The following is a 23,102-nucleotide window of genomic DNA, read 5'->3' on the forward strand; positions in this document are numbered from 1 at the left end:
TGCTTCAGCGCGTGCGGGCGGCGTGTCGGCACTCCAGCGGGCAACTGCTGCAGTAGCCAACCCCGGCCAGCCGGTAGCGGATGCAGCAGATGCGCCGCAGGCGTGGCGGCTCTTCGTCACCGGGCGCGGCGGGCAGGTAGCGGACCGGGGCGAACAGCGGATTGCGTCGCCCATCGGGCAGCAGGCGGGCGTTGAGCACCTCATGGGCGGCGGCGGTGCAGCCGCTCACCGCCAGCGGATGCAATTCCAGGCGCGTGGTGACGAACTCGAAGGTGTTGCCCGCATTGCTCCAGAACAGCCTGGGGGAGGCGCCGGTGGCCGAGGCCAGGCTCTGGATCACAGGGGTGAGGTGATGCTCGATCAGGTCGTGGAAGCGCGCGAAGCCTTCGCGGTGCTCGATGAGCTGGCCGTCGCTGGCCAGGTGCAACGCCTGCGGACGGTCGTCGTCGCCGAGCACCAGGCCCGTCTGTTCCAGGGCGATCGGCAACTGCCGCTGCAGCAGCAGATTGGCGCCCATGTACGGGCCGAGGAAGGTGCTGAAGTACCACTTCGACCACAGCGAGGCCAGGGCGATGCGCTCATCGGTGCGGTGGCGCACCTGCAGGCCATCGAGAAAACGCGCGAACGGCTTGGCCGCGAAGAAGGCGTCGCCCGCCTGATCGACACGCGGCGTCTGGCGCCATTGCAGTTTTTCGGCGAAATCCGCCAGCGGCCCGACGTAGAGCGGTGCGAGGCTGGGAATCATCGGGTTGTCCGGGAAACCATGGTGGGCGGTGCTCCATCCCTGTTCATCAAGGCCAGGCGGTGTGCTGAGCGGCACGGCGCTGGCGATATCGGCGAGGTGAAGGATAACAGGTGAAACCGTCGAGCCTTAATGAGAATTGATCACGTTGGTCGTACCAGCAGTCGAAACACTCACTCAGTCAGTCAAGGAGTCACACGATGAGTTCAGAAAATCCGCAGGTGCTGTACCGGGTCGTCGTCAATGACGAAGAGCAGTATTCCCTCTGGCCTGCCTACAAAGACATTCCCCAGGGCTGGCGGGGCGTCGGCGAGGCCGACAGCCGTGAAGCCTGCCTGGCCCACATCGAAGCGGTGTGGACCGACATGCGCCCGCTGAGCCTGCGCAAGGCGATGCAGGAAAACCCGCAGAACCACTAGTTCGCTGTGCTTCACACTGCCCAGGGAGTTTCGTCATGTCATCAGTGTCCACCCACGGCTTCAGCCTGGAAGCCTTCCGGCTGCAGGCCCCCCGCGTGCTGGAGAGCAATGCCTTGCTGCAGCGCCAGGCTGCTCGGGAATCCAATGCGCGGACTTATCCGCGGCGCATCCCGCTGGCGCTGCAACAGGCCCATGGCATCTACGTGCAGGACACCTCAGGCCAATTGTTCATGGATTGCCTGGCGGGTGCCGGCACCCTGGCGCTGGGGCACAACCACCCAGTCACCCTGCAGGCCATGCGCCAGACCCTCGACAGCGGCCTGCCGCTGCACACGCTGGACCTCACCACGCCAGTCAAGGATCACTTCGTCGAAACGCTATTTGCGGCCTTGCCCGAGGGCCTGGCTAGGGACGCGCGCATTCAGTTCTGCGGCCCCAGCGGCTCGGATGCCATCGAGGCCGCGCTGAAACTGGTACGCACGGCCACTGGACGCAGGACGGTGCTGTCGTTCAGCGGTGGTTATCACGGCATGACTCAGGGCGCCCTGAGCCTGATGGGCAATCTGGCGCCCAAGCAAGGGCCTGGGGCGGTCAACAACGACGTGCAGTTCATGCCGTATCCCTACGACTACCGATGCCCGTTTGGCCTCGGTGGCGAAGCCGGGGTGGACGCTGGGCTGCATTACCTGGAGCAGATGCTCGACGACCCGGAATCCGGGGTGTTGCCCCCGGCCGCCGTGGTGGTGGAGGTGGTGCAGGGCGAGGGCGGGGTGATCCCCGCGCCGGTGCGCTGGCTCCAGGGGCTGCGCGCCCTGACCCGCAAACACGGTGTCGCGCTGGTGATCGACGAGGTGCAGACCGGGCTGGGCCGCACCGGCACGCTGTTCGCCTTCGAACATGCCGGGATCGAGCCTGATGTGCTGGTGCTGTCCAAGGCCGTCGGCGGCGGCCTGCCGTTGGCCGTGGTGGTGTATCGCCACGAGCTGGACACCTGGAAGCCCGGCGCGCACGCCGGCACTTTCCGCGGCAACCAACTGGCCATGGCGGCCGGCAGCGCGACCTTGCGCCATATCATCGACGAAGGGCTGGCGAAGCGTGCCGAGGTACTGGGGGCGCGCCTGATGAATCACTTGCGCCAACTGCAGGCCGACTCTCCCTGCTTGGGCGATGTACGAGGTCGTGGCCTGATGCTCGGCATCGAGGTGGTGGCGGCGCTGGAGCAGGGACAGCGGCGCCCGCCGGCCGATACGGCGCTGGCCCAGGCGATTCAGCAACAGTGCCTGCGTCTGGGGGTGATCGTCGAGTTGGGCGGTCGCCACGGCGCGGTGGTGCGGCTGTTGCCGCCACTGATCATTACCGAGCAAGAGGTCGATGAATTGGCGCAGCGGTTGCGCAAGGCGGTGCAGGCCGCCGTGGCGGGCCTGCGCGCGCCGGAGCGTATGGCCCACGCGTGAATCGGACGCTGTTGATCGGCGTGCAGCCGATCAACAGCGTTGCGCTGAGGGCCACACCAACACTGTCGATTTAATTTTTAAGTCACTGTTCTAGAACGCTATTTTCACTTGGCACGATTCCTGTTGGTAAGCCTTTGAACTGCACGTCCCAGCGTGCGCGGCTTATCGCTCAGGAGTCCCCATGCCACGTGAAATCCGTTTGAACGCCTTCGAGATGAATTGCGTGGGCCATCAGTCGCCAGGGCTGTGGCGCCATCCGCGCGATCGCGCCTGGCAGTACAAGGACCTGTCTTACTGGACCGACTTGGCCAAGCTACTGGAACGCGGCAAGTTCGACGGACTGTTCATCGCCGATGTCATCGGCCTTTACGACGTATTGGGCGGCAACGCCGATGCGGCGCTGCGCCAGGCCACCCAGGTGCCGGTCAATGACCCGCTGGCGTTGATCACTCCCATGGCGTTGGTCACCGAACACCTGGGCTTCGGCCTGACCGCGTCGCTCACCTTCGAGCATCCCTATCCCTTCGCCCGCCGTCTGTCGACCCTGGACCACCTGACCCAGGGCCGCATTGGCTGGAACATCGTCACCTCCTACCTCGACAGCGGCGCGCGCAACCTGGGGCAGAAGGCGCTCAGTGACCACGATGCGCGCTACGACTACGCCGATGAGTACCTGCAAGTGCTCTACAAACTGTTCGAGGGCAGTTGGGAGGACGGCGCGGTGCTGCGTGACCGCGAACGCGGCATTTTCAGCGACCCCAGCAAGATCCACGAAATCCGCCATCAGGGTAGACACTTCCAGGTGCCCGGCATTCACCTCTGCGAGCCGTCGCCGCAGCGCACCCCGGTGCTCTACCAGGCGGGGGCGTCCAGTCGCGGCAAGGCATTCGCTGCGGGCCATGCCGAATGCGTATTCGTGGCTGCGCCTTCGAAAGTCACCCTGAAGAAGACCGTGGCCGACATCCGCCGTCGCGCCGCCGAGGCCGGGCGCGATCCGCGCAAGGTGCTGATTTTCAACCTGCTCACGGTCATCGTCGACGAGACCGACGCCAAGGCCCAGGCCAAGTGGCGTGAACTGAAGGGATACGCCAGCTACGAAGGCGCGCTGGCGCTGATCTCCGGCTGGACCGGCATCGACTTCAACCAGTACCGACCCGACCAGGTGCTCAAGCACATTCATACCAACGCCATTCAGTCGGCGGTGGAAACCTTCTCCACGGCGGATCCTGACAAACAGTGGACGGTACAGGAGCTGGCCGACTGGGTCGGCATCGGTGGCTTCGGCCCGCTGATCGTCGGCAGCCCGCAGACCGTGGCCGACGAACTGCAGGCCTGGGTCGAGGACACCGATGTGGACGGCTTCAACTTTGCCTATGCGTTGGCCCACGAAACCTTCCGCGATGTGGTCGAGCTGCTGGTGCCTGAGTTGCAGAGGCGCGGGGTATACAAGACCGAGTACCGCGCCGGAACCCTGCGCGAGAAGCTCTTCGGCGACGGCCCACGCTTGCCGTCCAACCATCCGGCGGCCGGTTACCGCGATCTGCGTGCGCACCTGCAACCGGCCCGCGCCGACAGCGTCGAGCTGGCATGAGCCTGAGGAGACCTTGCCCATGACTCTTCATGAACTTCACCCATCGCCCGCCGAGGCCGTCAGTGACCGCGCGCTGGTGGCGTTGCAACGCTGGGCCCGGGAGCGGCCGACGCAGATCGCGCTGCGCCATCGCCGTCGCGGGGCGTGGCACGCCTGGCGCTGGATCGATGTGCAGCGCGACGTCGAGCGCCTGGCCGATGGCCTGCGCCAGCAGGGTTTTAGCGCAGGTGCGCGGCTGGCCTTGAGTGGTGCGCTGGAGCCGAGCCTGCTGCTGCTGGCACTGGCCGCGCGGCAACTGGGTGGCCACAGCCGGGTGATCAGCCCGCACAGTCGTGGCCAAGCGTTGCAACGGCAATTGCGTCAGGCGCGCCCGAGCTTCGCGTTCGTCCAGCGCCGCGAGAGCCTCGCGCACTGGCTGCACAGTGGCTTGGCCGATCAGTGGCCGCTGCAGTTGTTCTGCGCCCAGGCCACGACTCTGGGCAAGGCGCTGTGGCAGGTGCAGCCGCTGTCGGCGTTGCTGGTCGCCGAGGCGGCGCCTGCCCAGCGGCAAGGCTGGACGCAGGTGGCCGGTGATGAGGTGTTATGGGTAGACGAGGGCACCGAGTGGCAGGACGGTCTGGGGCACCTGTTGCAGCACTGGCTGGAGCAGGGAATCAGCGTCGCGTTTCCTGAAAACCGCGAGTCGTCCAGCCGTGACCGTCGCGAAATAGCCCCGACCGGGCTGCTGCTGTCGTCGGCCAGGGTCGAGACGTTGGCCGAAGAGATCGAGGCCAGCCTGGCGCCGGCGGGCAGTTGGCGGCGACGTTGGTGCGACTGGACCTTGGCCCATCCTCAGCGGCTGTTCGCCCGCGCGGTGAAGGCGCGCGTGCGGCGCTTGCTCGGCTTTCAGCGCTTGCGCCGCATCGAGGTGCCGAGCGCTGCCTTGGGCACGGCGCAGCCACAGCCTGTCTCCGGCGCGTGGCTGGCGCAGTATCTGGAGCGCGCGGCATGACTGCCTTGCTGGAGGTGCGCAATGTGTCGCTGGCATTCCAGGGCGTGAAGGCGATCTCGGACCTGTCGTTCAGCGTCCGGCGCGGCGAGGTCTGTGCCCTGATCGGGCCGAACGGCGCCGGCAAGAGTTCACTGCTGAACATCCTCAACGGCGTCTACCGGGCCGATGCAGGCGAGTTGCTGTTCGACGCCAAGCCCCTGCGCCGCGCGCACCCCTTGCACGCGGCGCGGCTCGGTATCGGCCGGACCTTCCAGAACAATGCGCTGTTCAAGCCGCTGAGCGTGCTGGACAACCTGCTCACCGGGCTGTCGCGCTTCCAGCGCAGCCTGTTTCTCGAACAGGCGCTGGGCTTGCCCCGTGCGCGGCGCGAGGCGCGCGCCTTCAGCGAACGGGCCGAGGCGGTGCTGGAGTTTCTCGACCTTCAGCCTTGGCGCGAGGTGGCGGTGGGCAGTCTCGCCTACGGTCTGCAAAAGCGCGTGGAACTGGGGCGCGCACTGATCGCCCAGCCCAGGTTGCTGCTGCTCGATGAACCCATGGCCGGCATGAACGCCCAGGAAAAACGCGACATGAGTCGCTTCATCGCCGATATCAACCGCGATCTGGGCACCACGGTGATTCTCATCGAACACGACATCCAGGTGGTCATGGGCCTGTCCAGCCATGTGGTGGTGCTCGATTACGGACGCAAGGTGGGTGACGGCACGCCGGCCGAGGTCCAGGCCAATCCTGAGGTGATCGCTGCGTACCTGGGAGCGCCGCACGGATGAATTTCTTTCTCGAAACCCTGATCGGTGGCGTGCTCGCCGGTTCGATGTACTCGTTGGTAGCCATCGGCTTCGTGCTGATCTACAAGGCCAGCGGCGTGTTCAACTTCGCCCAGGGCGCCATGCTGCTGTTCGCTGCGCTGACCTTCGTCAGCCTGCTGGGGCAAGGGCTGCCGTTCGCCCTGGCCCTGGCGATCACGGTGGGGGTGATGGTCCTCGGCGCCTGGTTGATCGAGCGCCTGGTGCTGCGGCCGCTGGTCAATCGCTCGCAGATCACCCTGTTCATGGCCACCTTGGGCTTGTCGTTCGTGATCGAGGGCCTGGCCCAGGGACTGATGGGGGCCCAGGTGCGCGCGTTGGACTTGGGGATTGAGGATGTTCCGCTGTTCCTGGGCGAGATCATGGTCAGCCAGTTCGACCTGATCGCCGCCGGGGTGTCCGCGGTGCTGGTGGCGGTGCTGGCGCTGCTGTTCAACAAGACCCGCATCGGCGTGTCCCTGCGCGCGGTGGCCGACGACACCCGCGCGGCGTTGTCGCTGGGCATCGACCTGAACCGTATCTGGCAGATCGTCTGGGCCGTGGCCGGGGTGGTCGGGCTGGTGGCCGGGCTGCTCTGGGGCGCGCGCCAGGGCGTGCAGTTCTCGCTCTCGCTGGTGGTGCTCAAGGCGCTGCCGGTGCTGATCATCGGAGGCTTCACGTCGATTGGCGGGGCCATCGTCGGCGGCTTGATCGTCGGCGCGGCGGAGAACCTGGCCGAGGCCTACATCGGCCCGCTGATCGGCGGTGGCATCACGCCTTGGTTCGCCTATTTCCTCGCCCTGATCTTCCTCTACATCCGCCCGGCCGGCCTGTTCGGCGACCGGGTCATCGAACGGGTATGACGCCATGACCGCCACCGTTTCACCGCTTGTTTCAGGCGCTGGCGAAGCGCCGGTGATCCTCATCCGACGCCGCCGCTCGCGAGCTTTACCGCTGTTGTCGCTGGCCGTCCTCATCGGGCTGGCCTGGCTGGGCAGTGACTACTGGCTCAATGCGATCCTCATCCCCTTCCTCGTGTTGTCGCTGGCCGGCCTGGGCCTGAACCTGCTCACCGGCTACACCGGCCAGACCTCGGTCGGCGCCGCTGGCTTCATGGCGGTGGGTGCGTTCGCCACCTATGGGCTGTTGCTGCGGGTGCCGGGCTTGCCGTTACCGCTGGCCCTGCTGGGCGGCGGGCTGATCGCGGGCGCGGTGGGGCTGCTGTTCGGCATTCCCAGTGCGCGGATCAAGGGCTTCTACCTGATGGTGACCACCCTGGCGGCGCAGTTCTTTCTGGAATGGGTGTTCGCCAAGTTTCCCTGGTTCTACAACTACGCGTCCTCCGGCACCATCAGCGCCCCACGCCTGGAACTGTTCGGCTACAGCCTGGCCACGCCGGCGGGGCGTTACCTGCTGACGCTCGGCTGCGTGGCGTTGCTGACCTGGGTCGCGGTCAACCTGGTGCGCAGCCAGGTCGGGCGCAACTGGATGGCGATTCGCGACATGGACACCGCCGCGGCGGTCATCGGCATCCCGGTGGAGCGCTACAAGCGCCTGGCCTTCGCTGTCAGTTCGTTCTACCTGGGGATCGCCGGGGCGCTGTGGGCGTTCGCCTACCTGGGTACTGCCAGCGCCGGCAGCTTCGACATCAACCGCTCGTTCCAGATCTTGTTCATCATCATCATCGGCGGCATGGGCAGCATTGTCGGCAACTTCATCGGAGCCGCGTTCATCAGCCTGGTACCGGTCCTGCTGAGCCACCTGGGGCAATGGCTGTTCGACGGTCACGTCGACGCCGGGCAGTTGCAGAACCTGCAGAAGATCCTTTTCGGCGCCCTGATCATCGTGCTGCTGATCAAGGAACCAGAAGGACTGGCGCGCTTGTTGACCACCGCGCGGCAACGCATACGGGTCTGGCCGCTGCGGTTCTGAACTCACCTGTTTCACTCACATGCCTTGACCCGGCCCCGGGAAAGGAGTTTTTCACTCCTTCAAGAAGACGTACACATCATGGGCAAAACCTTGCATCGCTACTTGTTCGCCAGCCTGCTCGCGCTCGGTGGTCAGGCTCTTCTGCCGGCCAGCGCCGAGGCGGGCGCCGATCAACAGTTCATTCCCCTGGCCACCTACCGGGTCGGCGCCTACGCCTCCAGCGGCATTCCGGTATGGGCCGGGATGATCGACTACCTGCGCTACATCAACGAAGTGGAGGGCGGGATCAATGGCGTCAAGCTGGTCTGGCAGGAGTGTGAGACCGAGTGGACTGCGGAGAAGGGCATCGAGTGCTACGAGCGTTTCAAGAACGGCCTGGACGGCGCCCCAGTGGCCGTCTATCAACCCAACGGTGCGCCGGCCGCCTATGCCCTGAGCGACAAGGCCGAGGCCGACAAGATCCCGCTGATCACCCTGGGCTACGGCCGCACCGAGGCCACCGATGGCCGTGTGTTTCCGTACAACTTCCCGGTGATGCTGACCTTCTACAGCGAGGCGTCGGCCTTCATCAATTACGTGGCCGAGCGCGAAGGCGGGCTGGACAAGCTCAAGGGCAAGAAGATCGCCACCGTCTATCACGACTCGGCCTATGGCCGGGAAACCCAGGGGCCTTTGCAGTTGCTGGCGGCGAAATACGGCTTCGAGAACATCCAGATTCCCGTCGCCGATCCCGGCAACGAGCAGGCCGCGCAGTGGCGTCAGGTGCGCCAGCTCAAGCCGGACTGGGTGTTCCTGCGCACCTGGGGCGTGTCGACCCCGGTGGCGATCAAGACGGCTGCGCGCTTCGGCTTCCCGGTCGAGCGCATCGTCGGCGATATCTGGGCCAGCTCCGACGAGGACGTGCTGCCCACCGGCACCGCGGGCAAGGGCTACCTGGCGTTGACGCCGTACCCCGGTGGCACCGGGTTCGACATCCACCAGCGCCTCAAGCACCACATCCTCGACGCGGGCAAGAGCGACCTGAAAGACCCGCACAGCTTCGGCAGCGTGTACTACAACTCGGGCCTGGTGAATGCCGCCATCGCCGTGGAGGCGATCCGCGCCGGGCAGAAGCGCTTCGGCAATCGGCCACTCAACGGCGAGGAAGGTCGCTGGGGGCTGGAGCACCTGGACCTGGACGATGCGCGCCTGAAAGCGATCGGTTTCCTGGGCTTGATGCAGCCGCTGAAGTTGTCGTGCAGCGACCATGAGGGTGGCGGCGCGGCGAAGGTCCAGCAGTGGGATGGCCAGCGCTGGAACCTGATCACCGACTGGGTACGCGCCGACCGCGCCACCCTGCGCGAACTGATCGACGACAAGGCCGCCGACTACGCCAAGCAAAAGGGCATCACGCCACGCGATTGCACCGGTGCCTGAATCGTCAGCCACATAAGCCGCAAGCTGTAAGCGGCAAGCCACACGTGAGCTTGCTGCGTATGGCTTGCAGTGCTGCAAAAAAGGAGCGGGACATGATCGAGGCACGGAATGTCAGCGCTGAGCGGGCGGCGCTGTTGAGTGTGGACGACATCGAGGTGATCTATGACGGGGCCATTCTTGCCGTGGGTGGGGTTTCGTTGCAGGTGGGGCAGGGCGATATCGTCGCCTTGCTTGGGGCTAACGGTGCAGGCAAGAGCACCACGCTCAAGGCGATTTCCGGGTTGCTCCAGGCCGATCGGGCGCGGGTCAGCCGAGGGACTGTCCGTTTTCAGGGGCAGGATACCGCTGGCGTGGCGGCCAATCGGCTGGCGCGCCAGGGCATCGTGCATGTGCTGGAGGGCCGTCACGTTTTTGCGCACTTGACCATCGAGGAAAACCTGCGCAGCGGCGGCTTCCTGCGCAAGCCCTCGCGACGGCAACTGGAGCAGGACCTGGAGCGGATCTACGCCTGGTTTCCCCGCTTGAAGACCAAGCGCAAAACCCAGGCCGGGCTGACCTCCGGCGGCGAGCAGCAGATGCTCGCTCTCGGCAGGGCGCTGATGACCCAGCCACGCCTGGTACTGCTCGACGAGCCGTCCATGGGACTGGCACCGCTGATCGTCGAGGAAATCTTCGCCATCGTCGCTCAACTCAACGCCCAGGAAGGGATGAGCTTTTTGTTGGCCGAACAGAACATCAACGTCGCCCTGCGCCACGCCAGCTATGCCTACATCCTCGAAAACGGTCGTGTGGTGGGGCAAGGCACGGCCGCAGCGCTGGCTGCGCGCGAGGACATCCGCCACTTCTACCTGGGCGGCAAGGCGGGTGGCCAGGGGCAATCGATTCAAGAACCTTCGACTCGACAGGAGTAGACATGAGCACTGCACTCTCACCCGATCTCCATGCGCAGACGCGCGCGGCGCCGCTGCGTGCGGCGCAGGTCATTGGTAGCGGCAGCGAAGCCATCGAAGTGGCACAGCGCCTGGCTGCGGATTTCGCCCGCGAGGCCGCCGCACGCGACCGTGAGCGGCGCTTGCCCTGGGCAGAACTGGCGCGCTTCTCCGACAGCGGCCTGTGGGCGATCACCGTACCCAAGGCCTACGGCGGTGCTGGCGTGTCCTACCGCACCCTCAGTGAAGTGATCGCCACGGTGTCCGCCGCCGACTCTTCACTCGGGCAACTGCCGCAGAACCACTTCGGGGTGCTGAGCAACCTTGCCCTGACCGGCAGCGAGGCGCAGAAGCGCGCCTATTACGCCAAGGTGCTGCAGGGCTATCGCTTCGGCAACGCCTTCTCTGAAGCGCGCAGCCAGTACGTGACCACCTTCCAGACGCAGATTCGCTTCGAGGGCGACACCGCCGTGTTGAACGGTGAGAAGGCTTACTGCACCGGCGCGCTGTTCGCCCATATCGTGCCGGTGGCGGGCGTCGATGAACACGACCGCCCGCACATCGCCTTCGTCCCCCGCGATGCCTCCGGCCTGAGCGTGATCGACAGCTGGGACGGCTTCGGCCAGCGCATCACCGCCAGCGGCCAGGTGCGCATCGAGGGCGTGCGCGTGCCGACAAGCGCCGTGATACCGGCCTGGAAGGCCTACGAGCAGCCCACCGCCGATGGACCGATCTCGCAGATCATCCAGGCTGCCGTGGACACTGGCATCGCCCGTGGCGCCTTTGCCGAAACCCTGCGCGTGGCGCGCTTGGCCCGCCCCTGGGTCGACAGCGGCCTGGAGCACGCCTGGCAGGACCCGCTGGCCCAGGCGCTGATCGGCGAATTGGCCTGGCGCCTGCACGCCGCCGAGGCGGTCTTGCAACGTGCCGGCGAGGCGGTGGATGACGCCGTCGCCGAGCCCAGCGAGGCGCGGGTGGCGCAGGCGTCGGTGATCGTCGGCCAGGCCAAAGTGCTGTCCACCGAAATTGCCCTGCAAGCGTCCAGTCGTTTGCTGGAGCTTGGGGGCACGCGCAGCGTCTCGGCCAGCCAGGGGCTTGACCGGTTCTGGCGCAATGCCCGGACCCACACCTTGCATGATCCGGTGCGCTGGAAGTATCACCTGGTCGGCAACCGACTGCTCAATGGCATCGCGCCACCCCGTCACGCCTGGAACTGAGGACCTTTCCATGTCTATTTCACATGCTCAAGGCCGTGGTGACCTGGCCCATGCCCGCCATGTCGAAGCCTCGCTGCTGGACTACCTGCGCGGGCAGAGCGCCCGCCATGAAGCGCTGGTGATTGCGGCTGTCGGTGACCTGCGTATTCGTATCGACGCAGCCGACGCCTTGCGCGCCCGCGCCGACGACTCGCCTGCGGCAGCCATCGCTTTTCGGTTGGCGGCGGCGGAGGCTGTGCGCCTGGCCGGGCAGACGCACCTGGAGTTGGTCGGGCACGGCCTGCCGGCGCCCGCACCCTCCGAGGGCGAGCCGGCGCTGCCGACCCAGCGGCGCCTGCTCGGCGATCACTATCTCAACGGTGCTGCACCTGCGGCCGGCTGAGCCCGTTTCCTGGGGGGCGTCCGGACGCTGGCCGCAGGTCGGTGTTCAGGACGCCTGGGCGCCGCCGCCGATCTGCCAGACATACGGCGGTTCGCTGCCATTGACTTCCCAGTCGCCAACGATGCGCTCCTTGTAGATCACCGGGTTATGCGAGGCGGCCGTGCGGGCATTGCGCCAGTGGCGATCGAGCTGCCGGGTGATGCGGGTGCTGGACGCGCCCAGGGCGTTGAACAGATCGCTGGTGGCCCGCAGCACCAGGTCCACGGCGGCGACCTGGGCCTGCGCCGAGGTCAGTTCGGCCACCACGTTGGCGTCTCGTTCGGCTGCGGGTGCATCCGCCCAATGGGCCAGGTAGGCCTGGTGCGCCGCTTCGGCTGCGCGCAGGGTCGCGGCCTCGGCGGCGTAGACCAGGCCGCTGGCCTTGCCGATCACTTGCAACACCTGGGCATCCTGGCTTACGGCCTGAGTATTGCCATGGCTGAACACCCGCGTGCGGGTACGGGTTTCGCTGCTGAAGTCACGCACCGCAGCGCGTCCGGAGCCGACGATGACGGCCAGCAGCACCAGTTGATAGAACGCCGTCTGGTACTTGAAACGGGTGGCGAAATCGATGATGTCCTCTGGCTCTACCACGGCGTTGTCGAACACCGAGGTGCCGCTGCCGGTGGTGCGCTGGCCGAAACCGTCCCAGTCGTCGCTCAAGGTGACGCCCGGTTGCCGCGTCCGCACCGCCGCGATCACGTCGGCGCTGGTGTCGTCGCGGCGGGCGAACAGGTCGATCCAGTCCGCGAAAATGCTACCGGTGCTGTAGTACTTGGTGCCGTTGACCACCCACTGGTCGCCTTGGCGCGACACCCGGGTGAGGACGTCGCCGATCTTGACCGCGCCTATTTCGGTCCAGGCGCAGCCCACCAGGTCACCGTCCACGAAGCGTTTGAACCAGCGGTCCTGGGCGGCGCTGGCATGCGCGTTGAGGCGATCTTCGACGAAGGCGAAGTGCCCGCGCAGCGCCTGGGGCAGATTCGAGTCGGCTTCGGCCAGCTCGATCAGCAGTTGCACCAGTTGCGTCAGCGACGCGCCCGCACCGCCATGCTCGATCGGCACGCGCACGGCGCCGAAGCCCGCTTCCTTGAGCCAGCGGATCGGCTCGAACGGCAAACGGCGCTCACGCTCGCGCTCGACGCTGCCTTCGGCAATGCGGGCGAACAGGGGGCGAAAGCGTGCGGCGAGGGTGTCGTAGTCGGTGCCGGTGGACAGCGTGGGAACGTGGGCGTGAGCGGTCATGGCAATTCTCCTGAGGATGCGAATGCAGTCGGCAGAGGCCTCGCAAACTCCGTGCCCTCTGCGAAAACCCCCGTAAATCAGGAACTTGGTGATTCAGACGGGCGATTGAGCTGTGGCGCGCGCAACAGCTTGCTGAATCACTGTTGGCAGCGAGGCAGCAGTGCTTGTCGATGCGGCTGTTGCCGGGTGGTCAGGGGTTCAGCAGAGTGCGTGCTTCAGGGCAGTACGGATCGCCTCGGGTTTTAACAAGTCCTTGATTTGAAATAATTTCTGCTATTGGCACGGTTGCTGCTCCAGCCCTTGTGCGGTCGCCAGTGCGGCCTGACTTTCGAGCCACAGGAGACTTCGTCATGAGCCAAGCGATCAAATTTGCCTACTGGGTGCCCAACGTCAGCGGCGGTCTTGTCGTCAGCAAGATCGAGCAGCGCACCCATTGGGACATCGACTACAACCGCACGCTGGCGCAGATCGCCGAACGTGCCGGATTCGATTACGCGCTGTCGCAGATTCGCTTCACCGCAGGCTATGGGGCCGACAATCAGCATGAGTCGGTGACCATCAGCCACGCGCTGCTGGCGGCCACCGAGAAACTCAAGGTGATTGCCGCGATCCTGCCCGGCCCCTGGACGCCGGCCTTGGCCGCCAAGCAACTGGCAAGCATCGACCAGTTCACCGGCGGGCGCATCGCGGTGAACGTGGTGTCCGGCTGGTTCAAGGGCGAGTTTCGCGCCATCGGCGAGCCTTGGCTGGACCACGACGAGCGCTACCGACGCTCCGAAGAATTCATTCGGGCCCTGAAGGGCATCTGGACCCAGGACAACTTCAGCTTCCACGGCGACTTCTACCGCTTCAACGACTACAGCCTCAGACCCAAGCCACTGCAGCGACCGCACCCGGAAATCTTCCAGGGCGGAAGTTCGCGGGCCGCACGCGACATGGCCTCGCGGGTGTCGGACTGGTACTTCACCAACGGCAACAGCGTGGCCGGTATAAAAGCCCAGATTGATGACCTGCGGGCCAAGGCGGCAGCCAACGGTCATTCGGTGAAGGTCGGCGTCAACGCCTTCATCATCGCCCGCGACAGCGAGGAGGAGGCCCAGGCGGTGCTGGCTGAAATCATCGCCAAGGCCGACCCCGAGGCGGTGCGAGGCTTTGCCAGCGAAGCGAAGAACGCCGGGGCGGCCAGTCCCGAAGGCGAGGGCAACTGGGCGCAGTCCAGCTTCGAGGACCTGGTGCAGTACAACGATGGTTTCAAGACCAACCTGATCGGCACGCCCCGGCAGATCGCCGAGCGCATCGTCGCGCTCAAGGCCGTGGGGGTCGATCTGATCCTTTCAGGCTTCCTGCACTTCCAGGAGGAGGTGGAGTATTTCGGTCGGCGGGTCCTGCCGCTGGTGCGCGAGCTTGAGCAGGAGGTGGTGGCGCCCCGGGCGGTGGCCTAGGGCGTTCGATCCCGAGCACGCGCTCAGATCGAGAATTGCAGGGTCCGCTCCGGACGCGCCAGGGAAGGCGCGCCGCGCCGATTGACCACCAACTCGCCAATGGCGATCAGCCGCGCGCGGGTGATGTTGCGGCTCAAGCCCAGCAAACTGGCCGTGTGCACCTGGTTGCAGTGGCAGAAGCGGTAGGCGGTGCGCAACAGGCTGTCTTCGACCTTTTCATGCAGATCGCCCGCCTGTTCCTCGAACAACCGATGGAACGCCTGCAGCAACTGATCCTCGGCGCTTTGCGGCGCAGCGGTCTGGACCGAGCTCTGGCGCTCGATGCGCAGGTGCGACAAGCGCAGGTCGTCATCACGCACCAGACCGTTGCGGCACACCAGAAGGGTGTGGTGGATGACGTTTTCCAGTTCACGAATATTGCCCGGCCAGTCATAGCTCAACAGCTTGCGCTCGGCCTCGGGCGTCAGGCGCACCTGGCTGTAGCCGAGCCGGTTGCAGTAGGTGTCGAGGAAGTGCCGGGTCAGCGGCAGGATGTCGCCCGGACGCTCGCGCAGTGGATACAACTGCAGGCTGACCACATTGAGCCGGTAGTACAGGTCCTCGCGGAAGTGACCTGCGCCGATGGCCTTGTCCAACTGCACGTTGGTGGCGGCGACCACGCGCACGTCGATTGGCAGGCTCTTGCGCGACCCCAGCCTCACCACTTCGCGCTCTTGCAACACGCGCAGCAGCTTGACCTGGATCGCCATGGGCAGGTCGCCGATCTCGTCGAGGAACAAGGTGCCGCCATTGGCTTCCTCGAACCAGCCAGCCTTGGCGGTCAGGGCGCCGGTGAACGCCCCTTTCTCATGACCGAACAGCTCGGCCTCGACCAGTGATTCAGAGAAAGCCCCGCAGTTCACCGCCACGAACGGGCCTTCGCGTCGGCGGCTCAAATGGTGGATGTGACGGGCGACCAGCTCTTTGCCGGTGCCGGTTTCGCCGATCACCAGCACGCTGGCCTCGCTCGGCGCGACTTGTTGCAAATGGGCGAGCAACGCTTGCGAACGAGGGTCTTCGAAGACCTGCGCGGTCGCTCGGATCGAGGTAGCCAGAGTCGGCGAGGGAGGGAGGGTCAGCAGTTGCATGGCGATCCTTATCAGTTGCGCACGCGGCTTGGCGTGGATAAACGATTTGGTAGCCAGAGGGTTATAAAGGGGTCGGGTGCTTTTAAAAAATAATAAAAAATCCTATTTGTATTCCTCTGGGGAATATTGAGTGTAAGGGCCTGTGATTTAAGATCGACACAGGTACGTTCTGGAGGACGCCATCTTGGATGCCATGACTGTCGATGAACTCGCCGCGCAGCTGTTGGCGCAAGGCTGCAACCCGTCGCTTTACGCCATCGGTTCGCGGGGCGCGGCGTCCGATGTTTTTTATCTGAGCCAAGCGGGTGGGCGTTGGCAGGTTTGCTATACGGAGCGCGGGCGGGATGCTGAGCCGATCTATGTATCGGCGAGTGAGTCAGAGGCTTGCCAATTCTTTTTTGAGCACGTCATGGCGATGCGGCATGACCACTGCGTGGGTTTTTTCGACCGCGAAGACGAGGCTGTGGCGTTGCGGCGCGAGCTGGGTGAATTGGGGGTGCAGAGCTGGATCGATACGATTCCCTATGGGGGCGAGCGGGATCTTCGGTATCGGGTGTTTGTGGTGGGGAAGGGGATTCATGTGGCAATGGCGGTGTTGGGGGCGGTGCCGTGGCGTGGACGTTGAATGACTAGTGCGTTCTACCCAAACCCCCTCTCATGGATATGCCCCTACCAGGTCGCAAGACTATAAATATGGCCGTGATGCTAAAGTGCAAGTATTTTACTGTCTGTGGAGAGATGTGTGCCCTACGAGTTAGAAGGTCGCTTGGTCATTGGCGTAGCCTCCAGCGCTGTATTTGATCTGAGCGAATCGGATGCCGTGTTCAAGAGCGAAGGAGAAGAGAAATATCGGAAGTTCCAAGAGTCAAATCTGACGACGCCTCTGCCCAAGGGCATCGCTTATCCTTTCATTAAACGGCTTTTGTCAGTGAACGACCTCTCGCCTGACCCATCGGATCCTCTGGTGGAGGTGGTCCTGCTTTCAAAGAACGACCCCGATACCGGCATGCGTGTGATGAAAACGATCGAACACTATGGCCTTCCTATGACGCGAGCTATTTTCATGCAGGGCCAATCTCCGTACCAATACATTCCTGCATTGAATATTGCTCTGTTCCTTTCTGGAGATAAAGAGGACGTCGAGGCAGCTATCAAAGCGGAACATCCTGCGGGTCGGATGCTTGAATCCCAATTCGATGACGACGAAAGCGATCAGACTTTACGCATCGCTTTCGACTTCGATGGCGTGCTTGCTGGCGATGAGTCTGAAGCAGTGATGCAAGCAGGTGGGCTCACCGAGTTCCATGAACACGAAGTAAAAAACGTCATGCAGCCTCACAATCCAGGGCCTTTGAAAGAGTTCATGGTACGTCTGGCGAAAATCCAGTCTGCTGAGGAGGCGCATAAAAAACTCAATCCCAGCTATAAAAACCGTATTCGTGTTTCCATTGTCACTGCCCGCAATGCGCCATCCCATGAGCGCGCATTGAATACGCTAAAAAGCTGGGGTGTGATGGCAAACGACGCATTTTTCTTGGGTGGTATTGATAAAGGTAAAGTGCTGGCCGTGCTGAAACCCCATATTTTCTTCGATGACCAATCTGGTCATCTAAAATCAGCCAGCGCGGTAGTACCATCCGTGCACATCCCCTTTGGTATTACAAATCAGCCTGGTCTGAAGGCTGCTCCAGTCGAAGTCCCTCAGACTCTGGAACAAATGGGTTAGATTAAAAAAGAGCGAGGATCAATGTACGGGCTGGGATCGATTTAAGTACTTCACCCGTACTGCTGAGGTTGGGGTGCGTACTCATGAGTTTGCGACGTAGAAATGACTCCCGTTATTGGTACTTCATCCCAAGGCAAGATTGGTGTCGGTCGATCATTTCCGCTTAGAGCAAAATCCGTTAGCAGGCTGCGGCGTACACCGAGTTCGTATCAAGGGCGCGAGAGATAGTTTTCCTAAGCCTCCTCGTTTGACGGAGTAACTTTGAGGGCGAAACCTACAAACTCTCCGGATCCCCAAAAAACATCTGTATCCGCGACCGCAACCACCGCTCCGCCGGATCGTTGTCCTGCGCGCCACGCCAGGCCATGTGCAACTCGAACGTCTGTACGTCCAGCGGCATGTCCTCGGCTCGCAGTCCGCCCGCCGCGGTGAGCGTCTCTGCCGCGTAGTCAGGCACGGTGGCGATGATGTCGGTGCCCGCGAGCAGGGTGCCCAGGCCATTGAACTGGGGCACGGCCAGTACCACGTGGCGCTTACGACCGAGAGTTTCCAGGGTTTCGTCGATGAAGCCGGACAGGTCGCCGGCGAACGACACCAGCGCGTGCGGGCGGGCGCAGAAGTCGTCCAGGGTCAGGGCGCCGGGTACGCTGTCGGCGCGCAGCAGCTTGGGCTTGCTGCGGCGCAGGACCTTGCGCTTGGCGTTGGCGGGCAGGTCGGCGGTGTAGCTGACGCCCACCGAGATTTCGCCGGAGGCCAGCAGGGTGGGCATCAGCAGGTAGTTGACCCGGCGCACCACCAGGACGATGCCCGGTGCTTCGGCGCGGATCCGCTTGAGCAACTGCGGCAGCAGGGCGAATTCGGCGTCGTCGGACAGGCCGATGCGAAACACCGAGGTGCTGGTGGCGGGGTCGAACTCGGCGGCGCGGCTGACGGCGGTGGAGATCGAGTCCAGCGCGGGGGAGAGCAGGGCGAAAATCTCCTGGGCCCGGGCCGAGGGCTCCATGCTGCGGCCGGTACGCACGAACAGCGGGTCATCGAACAGGTTGCGCAGGCGTGACAGCGCCGCACTGATCGCCGGCTGGCCGAGAAACAATTTCTCGGCGGCGCGGGTCACGCTGCGCTCGTGCATCAGCGTTTCGAACACGATCAGCAGGTTGAGGTCTACTCGGCGCAGGTCGTTGCGATTCATCGGTGCGTGTCGCCTTGCTCTGGTGGGTCGGGATGAATAGTACGGCCAAAGGCTGTTAACCTGCACGGATTTACCGGCCTCGGATCAATCGCAGGCATGTCGACTATTAATGGCCACTGATGGTCTAACCGGCAAAGCCCCGATAAAGTTCGTGGTAATACGAGATTCACACAGGCGAGGTATGCGATGTCCCGCATGATCCGGTTCCACAAGTTCGGCCCGGCCGATGTGCTGCGCTGCGAAGAGCAGCCCGAGCCGTCGCCGGCGGCCGGCGAAGTCCAGGTGCGCGTCCAGGCCATTGGCCTGAGTTGGTACGACGTGCTCTGGCGGCAGAACCTGGCGCCGTCCCACGCGCGACTGCCGGCCGGTATCGGTCATGAAATGGCCGGGGTGGTGACCCAGGTCGGCGAGGGTGTCGATGACATCGCGGTAGGCGACCGCGTCGCCAGCTTCCCGGCCACCAGCCCGAACGAGCATCCGGTGTACGGCGATGTCATCGTTTTGCCGCGCACGGCCATTACCCGCTACCCCGAACACTTGACGCCCATCGAAGCGAGCGTGCACTACACGCCGCTGCTGATCGCCTATTTCGCCTATGTCGACCTGGCACGGGCCAAGGCCGGACAGTCGGCGCTGGTGACCGATGCCAGCCACTGCGCAGGCCCGGCTTTCGTGCAGTTGGGCAAGGCCCTGGGCCTGAAGGTGATCGCGGCCACCAAGGAGCCCGAGCAGCGCGACTATCTGCTGGGCCTGGGCGCTGACAAGGTGATCGTCACCGAAGAGCAGGACTTGCTGATGCAGATCGGCAAGTACACCGATGGCCGCGGCGTGGATATGGTGCTCGACGGCATGGGCGGTCCGCAGATGTCACTGCTCGGCGATGTCCTTGCGCCGCGTGGCAGCCTGGTGCTTTATGGCCTGCAAGGCGGCAACCAGACGCCTTTCCCGGCGTGTGCGGCGTTTCAGAAGAACATTCAATTCCATGTGCACTGCATCGGCAACTTCACCGGCAAGCCTGAGCTGGGCATTGCTCAGGATCAGGTGGCGATGCAACGTGCGCTGCGCGATATCAATCAGTTCACTGCCGATAAGCTGCTGACACCACAGATCATCAGGGTCTACCCCTTCGAGGAGGTCGTGCAGGCGCACCGCCTGATGGATGATTGCCCGTGCGGCGGACGGATCGTGCTGGACTTGGGGGCCGCTCCCTGATCGAAGCGATGCGCTGATTGGGTGTCCCCGACAGCCGCCCCTGTACTCCCACCATGCGCCCTGTCGGGTGCGGGATTACAGGGGCGGCTTTTTGCATTGATGCGCATAGACTGATCGTTTGTTGGTCAGGCGCTGAAACTTCCTACAAACATTTAGTGCGTATCTGATATCTAAAATGTATGCAATGTCATCGGCATCTCATGCGGCGGCTCATATCCTTAAAACAAGCGGCGTAATCCTTATAGTCACCTTTGAATAACGATTAACTGAATGGTTTTTTTACGTTCATCTGTATCTGTTATTCAACGCATAACCCCCGATAATGGCCCTGTGACACCCAGGCTGAACGCCTGCGGCGGGGCCGGTTGCTTCAGTCTTTGGCTAGCGAGCGCGGGGATTGAAGCTGTGGCGCGTCAATAACCCAAAATAGTTGCGAGAAGCTGCTTCAAGTTTTCCTAGTTAGTTGTAGGAAATCTCCGGAATGCTGAATCAAACATATTCAGCAGTTCGACGACCCGAGGCTTTATTGCGCTCAAGGAATGGAGTGGAACACATGAGCAGTATCCATGATCAAGCAATGCACTACATCTATCAGCAAGTGCTGGAGCGGTTGCTCGACCATATGACCCAAGCCCAGCGTGCCTCGGTTCAGTTGTTGGTTCAGCGGCTGCTGGTGTCGGCTGGCGGCGTCGAGTATCTGCGCGATTTCCGGCTGTTGGTGTTGCTGGGATACGACCGCAGCAATGTCAGTCTGTTGGCGTTTCTACGGGCGGCGCAACTGAGTATTGCCTTGCGCGGCCCCGAGACCTTTCGCCTGCAAGTGGTCGTCAATGCCAGACCGGCATTGACCGACACGCTGCTCGACCACCTGGAACGAACCTTCGGCGCACTGTTTCTGCATGACGATCCGAGGGTCGAGTTGCTGCTGGCAGGTGCTGGCTACGTTCAGCCGTTCAGTCGCGACCCTTCGTGTACAGCCGAGTCGCAGCAAGCCGACCGCGACGCCTTGCTGGTGTTCGGCCATTTGTGTGCAGGCCAGCCTGAGGCGGTGCTGGGTAGTCGCTTGCACCTGGAGTTGGGCGATACCGTGCGCACGCTATTGCAGCGCGTGGCGCAACCCAGCGCCGTGATCACTGCCGTGCCCTTGCGCCAGCGTCAGCGCTTTGTGGCCTGGAGCCGCGCCGCGATGCGTGTCAGCGGTGAGCGGGGCGACGCGGCCTTGCACCGCTGTGCAGGCGCCTTGTGCGAGTTGCTCGGGCGCATGCACTGCACGCTAGCGTCCCCGCTGCAGCGGCCGGATCCTGTGCCTTACGGACGTAACGGTAAATTGGCGCTGCGCATCATCGCCGTCGATGACCTGCTTAACGAGCGGCGCGACGATGATCATCTGGTCGAGGCGCTGGGCCTCGGCGCGGCGTCATCTGCCAGCCCGACACCTCTGGCGGCGTTCTCCGATCCTGCCTATCTGGCGCACTTGCAGCGCCTGCGCACCCACTGGCTGGGAAGCGCCAACGATACCGCGTGGTTGGCAAGCGAGCCAGGGCACGCCATGCTCCAGCGCGCCTTCGGCATCGACGACGTGCAGTCCACCTGTCTGCTGTTCGCCCCCTTCGCCGAGCGAGGCGAAGGATTGGCGGCCTTCGTCCAGCGCTGTCATCCGGCCATGCGTGTGGCGCTGCCGTATCTGCACCGGGCGCTTCAGGGCGAGCCATGTCCGGACGCGGTGGTGCAGTGGCTGCTCGACACCAGCGGGCTGAGCCTGGCTCAACTGCGCGGTATCTATAACGGACGTATCGAGCCGACGGCCGCGCGGCTGATGCACCGACTGGCTCGCCGCGATGCGCGTCTGCGCCTGGTGCTACCACCGATGCTGCGCCTAGGCGTCACCGCGCCGATTGCCTGCTGATGGGACGTTCGGTACGTGGGGAGTTTGCCTATCAGGCGGTCTATCGCTATCTGCTCACGCAGATCACGCAAGTGCGGGGGACTGAGGATGAGCGTCTGCCTTCGTTGCGCGATCTGGCACGACGGCTGCGCGTCTCGCTGGCTACCGTGCAGTGCGCCTACAGCCTGCTGGAGGCCGAGGGTCGCGTACATACAGTGCCCAAGTCGGGCTACTACGCTCGACCAGCGCACCTGGGGCCCAACGAGACAGTGCACCAGGCATTGCCTTTGAGCGGTTCCCCGCCACCCTGTGCGACGCTCGAACCGTTGCTGTTGGCCCACGAGCGGCGGCTGGGTGGTCAGGCGCAGGAGGAGCGGGTCGCTCAGGCGGTGCTGTGCCGCGCGATTGCCGCGCGGCTGACGCATTCATCAAGCCTTTACTGGCGGGCCGAAGACGTCTGTCTGTCGCCCGACTTACCGGCATTGCTCTCTACCTCGTTGCACGCCTTGAATCTGCAGGGCAGCACGATCCTGGTGGCCACGCCCTGTTGCGCACGAGACGTTCAGGTGCTTGAGCAATTGGACATGCGGATTGTGGAGTGGCCCCTTGAGGTGCCGGACTTCGACGCACTGGCGCGGCTGCTGGAGGCGGAACAGGTGCACCTGGCAGTGATGCCCGCCTGCCTTGCCAGCCCGCCCGGGCGCTGGCTTTCGCCTGACGAACAACGCGAGTTGGCACGCTTGCTCGGCCTTCATGGGGTTTGGCTGCTGGAGAACGATCAGGACAGCGAACAGTGTTTCGCAGGATCGCCGGCATCGCACCTTCGCGATTGGGTGGACCCGCGCCGGCTGTTGGTGCACGGCACATTGGAGGCGATTGTCGGCGCAGAAGCCCCCATTGCCTATCTGCTCAGCCCGCATGCTGAGGTGCGCGAAGCCGTAGCGCGGCGCAACTTCCGGCTTCCACCCCGACGTGTGTTGGCTGTGGCGCGTGTACTGAGCCGATCGGATCTGGACAGCCAGCTTGAGCAGGCACGATCGACGCTGCGAGGGCGCATGGCGACACTCTGCCAGTTGATGGATCAGCACCACCTCGGTGACTGGCTGGCCTACGCTGCGCCGCAGGGCGGATACACGCTGTGGTGCCGTTTGCATCGATCCATCGACATCGATAGCCTGTGCGCTCGCCTGCACAGTCCTGCGCTGCGGGTGGTTGCCGGTACTCGGTTCAGTGTGCAGGGGCTGTTTGAACAGTGCCTGGCGCTGAGCTGGGAGGGCGACGATGCAGCGGCACTGGGTCAGGCGCTCGCGGACCTGGCCCGAGCCTTGTCAGACCTCCACGGTGCCGACCAGCCGGTTGCGGGATGACCGCCGATCCGGCGC

The 23,102-nt window shown here is 64.0% G+C and carries 21 protein-coding genes; 17 read left to right on the plus strand and 4 right to left on the minus strand.

Translation table 11 applies throughout. The annotated features are described in order from the left end of the window. Positions 1-4 precede the first annotated feature (4 nt). Positions 5-745 (minus strand): siderophore-iron reductase FhuF, encoded by a 741-nt coding sequence (gene fhuF, locus ACK2SD_RS11435; RefSeq protein ID WP_029612479.1) that lies wholly within the window; start codon positions 743-745, stop codon positions 5-7. 197 nt (positions 746-942) lie between these two features. Between fhuF and ACK2SD_RS11440 the strand changes: the two genes are divergently transcribed. The 11 genes from ACK2SD_RS11440 to ACK2SD_RS11490 all read left to right on the plus strand — a co-directional run bounded on the left by ACK2SD_RS11440 (position 943) and on the right by ACK2SD_RS11490 (position 11,855). Continuing rightward, positions 943-1,161 (plus strand): MbtH family protein, encoded by a 219-nt coding sequence (locus tag ACK2SD_RS11440; protein WP_039578105.1) that lies wholly within the window; start codon positions 943-945, stop codon positions 1,159-1,161. Positions 1,162-1,196: 35 nt separating this feature from the next. Beyond that, positions 1,197-2,615: a diaminobutyrate--2-oxoglutarate transaminase gene (locus tag ACK2SD_RS11445; protein WP_412462173.1), complete on the plus strand. Its 1,419-nt coding sequence runs from the start codon at positions 1,197-1,199 to the stop codon at positions 2,613-2,615. A gap of 181 nt (positions 2,616-2,796) precedes the next feature. Continuing rightward, a complete protein-coding gene (locus ACK2SD_RS11450; RefSeq protein WP_039578099.1) occupies positions 2,797-4,206 on the plus strand; it encodes an LLM class flavin-dependent oxidoreductase in 1,410 nt (469 codons plus the stop codon). A 19-nt stretch (positions 4,207-4,225) separates the two neighbouring features. Further along, positions 4,226-5,197: an AMP-binding protein gene (locus ACK2SD_RS11455; protein WP_412462174.1), complete on the plus strand. Its 972-nt coding sequence runs from the start codon at positions 4,226-4,228 to the stop codon at positions 5,195-5,197. Next, entirely contained in the window at positions 5,194-5,964 is a 771-nt protein-coding gene (locus ACK2SD_RS11460) for an ABC transporter ATP-binding protein (protein WP_029612473.1), read from the plus strand. The genes ACK2SD_RS11455 and ACK2SD_RS11460 overlap by 4 nt, the downstream gene beginning before the upstream one ends. Then, positions 5,961-6,842, plus strand: a complete 882-nt coding sequence (locus ACK2SD_RS11465) for a branched-chain amino acid ABC transporter permease (RefSeq protein WP_412462175.1) — start codon at positions 5,961-5,963, stop codon at positions 6,840-6,842. Before ACK2SD_RS11460 ends, ACK2SD_RS11465 begins: the two co-directional genes overlap by 4 nt. Before the next feature lie 4 nt (positions 6,843-6,846). Further along, entirely contained in the window at positions 6,847-7,911 is a 1,065-nt protein-coding gene (locus tag ACK2SD_RS11470; protein WP_412462176.1) for a branched-chain amino acid ABC transporter permease, read from the plus strand. A 78-nt stretch (positions 7,912-7,989) separates the two neighbouring features. Further along, positions 7,990-9,327, plus strand: coding sequence for an ABC transporter substrate-binding protein (locus ACK2SD_RS11475; RefSeq protein ID WP_412462177.1), 1,338 nt, complete (start codon positions 7,990-7,992; stop codon positions 9,325-9,327). Positions 9,328-9,419: 92 nt separating this feature from the next. Next, complete coding sequence (locus tag ACK2SD_RS11480) at positions 9,420-10,238, plus strand: ABC transporter ATP-binding protein (RefSeq protein WP_412462178.1); 819 nt, start codon at positions 9,420-9,422, stop codon at positions 10,236-10,238. A 2-nt stretch (positions 10,239-10,240) separates the two neighbouring features. Continuing rightward, positions 10,241-11,473, plus strand: a complete 1,233-nt coding sequence (locus ACK2SD_RS11485; protein WP_412462179.1) for an SfnB family sulfur acquisition oxidoreductase — start codon at positions 10,241-10,243, stop codon at positions 11,471-11,473. 10 nt (positions 11,474-11,483) lie between these two features. Next, positions 11,484-11,855 carry a hypothetical protein gene (locus ACK2SD_RS11490; protein ID WP_412462180.1) on the plus strand — a complete coding sequence of 124 codons (372 nt, stop codon included), beginning with the start codon at positions 11,484-11,486 and terminating at the stop codon, positions 11,853-11,855. 45 nt (positions 11,856-11,900) lie between these two features. On the opposite strand, the gene ACK2SD_RS11495 is transcribed toward ACK2SD_RS11490, so the two are convergent. Then, positions 11,901-13,139 carry an acyl-CoA dehydrogenase family protein gene (locus tag ACK2SD_RS11495; RefSeq protein ID WP_412462181.1) on the minus strand — a complete coding sequence of 413 codons (1,239 nt, stop codon included), beginning with the start codon at positions 13,137-13,139 and terminating at the stop codon, positions 11,901-11,903. A 350-nt stretch (positions 13,140-13,489) separates the two neighbouring features. On the opposite strand from ACK2SD_RS11495, the gene sfnG reads away from it, so the two are divergent. Further along, positions 13,490-14,581 carry a dimethylsulfone monooxygenase SfnG gene (sfnG, locus tag ACK2SD_RS11500; protein WP_295481894.1) on the plus strand — a complete coding sequence of 364 codons (1,092 nt, stop codon included), beginning with the start codon at positions 13,490-13,492 and terminating at the stop codon, positions 14,579-14,581. A gap of 23 nt (positions 14,582-14,604) precedes the next feature. Here the strand turns inward: sfnG and ACK2SD_RS11505 are convergent, their stop codons facing one another. Further along, the gene (locus ACK2SD_RS11505) at positions 14,605-15,708 is read right to left on the minus strand and encodes a sigma-54 interaction domain-containing protein (RefSeq protein WP_412462182.1); all 1,104 of its coding nucleotides are present in this window, start codon (positions 15,706-15,708) and stop codon (positions 14,605-14,607) included. A gap of 184 nt (positions 15,709-15,892) precedes the next feature. Between ACK2SD_RS11505 and ACK2SD_RS11510 the strand changes: the two genes are divergently transcribed. Beyond that, positions 15,893-16,333: an SPOR domain-containing protein gene (locus ACK2SD_RS11510; RefSeq protein WP_412462183.1), complete on the plus strand. Its 441-nt coding sequence runs from the start codon at positions 15,893-15,895 to the stop codon at positions 16,331-16,333. 117 nt (positions 16,334-16,450) lie between these two features. Then, the gene (locus ACK2SD_RS11515; RefSeq protein ID WP_412462184.1) at positions 16,451-17,434 is read left to right on the plus strand and encodes a 5'-nucleotidase; all 984 of its coding nucleotides are present in this window, start codon (positions 16,451-16,453) and stop codon (positions 17,432-17,434) included. 274 nt (positions 17,435-17,708) lie between these two features. On the opposite strand, the gene ACK2SD_RS11520 is transcribed toward ACK2SD_RS11515, so the two are convergent. Then, entirely contained in the window at positions 17,709-18,623 is a 915-nt protein-coding gene (locus ACK2SD_RS11520) for a LysR family transcriptional regulator (RefSeq protein ID WP_116888376.1), read from the minus strand. 186 nt (positions 18,624-18,809) lie between these two features. On the opposite strand from ACK2SD_RS11520, the gene ACK2SD_RS11525 reads away from it, so the two are divergent. From ACK2SD_RS11525 to ACK2SD_RS11535, 3 genes are all read left to right on the plus strand, one after another. After that, positions 18,810-19,835, plus strand: coding sequence for a zinc-dependent alcohol dehydrogenase family protein (locus ACK2SD_RS11525; protein ID WP_304484140.1), 1,026 nt, complete (start codon positions 18,810-18,812; stop codon positions 19,833-19,835). Positions 19,836-20,388: 553 nt separating this feature from the next. Further along, complete coding sequence (locus tag ACK2SD_RS11530; RefSeq protein WP_412462185.1) at positions 20,389-21,741, plus strand: hypothetical protein; 1,353 nt, start codon at positions 20,389-20,391, stop codon at positions 21,739-21,741. Continuing rightward, complete coding sequence (locus ACK2SD_RS11535; RefSeq protein ID WP_412462186.1) at positions 21,741-23,087, plus strand: aminotransferase class I/II-fold pyridoxal phosphate-dependent enzyme; 1,347 nt, start codon at positions 21,741-21,743, stop codon at positions 23,085-23,087. Before ACK2SD_RS11530 ends, ACK2SD_RS11535 begins: the two co-directional genes overlap by 1 nt. Positions 23,088-23,102: the final 15 nt, after the last annotated feature.

Source organism: Pseudomonas sp. SC11 (assembly GCF_047039205.1).
Taxonomy (GTDB): Bacteria; Pseudomonadota; Gammaproteobacteria; order Pseudomonadales; family Pseudomonadaceae; genus Aquipseudomonas; species Aquipseudomonas boreofloridensis.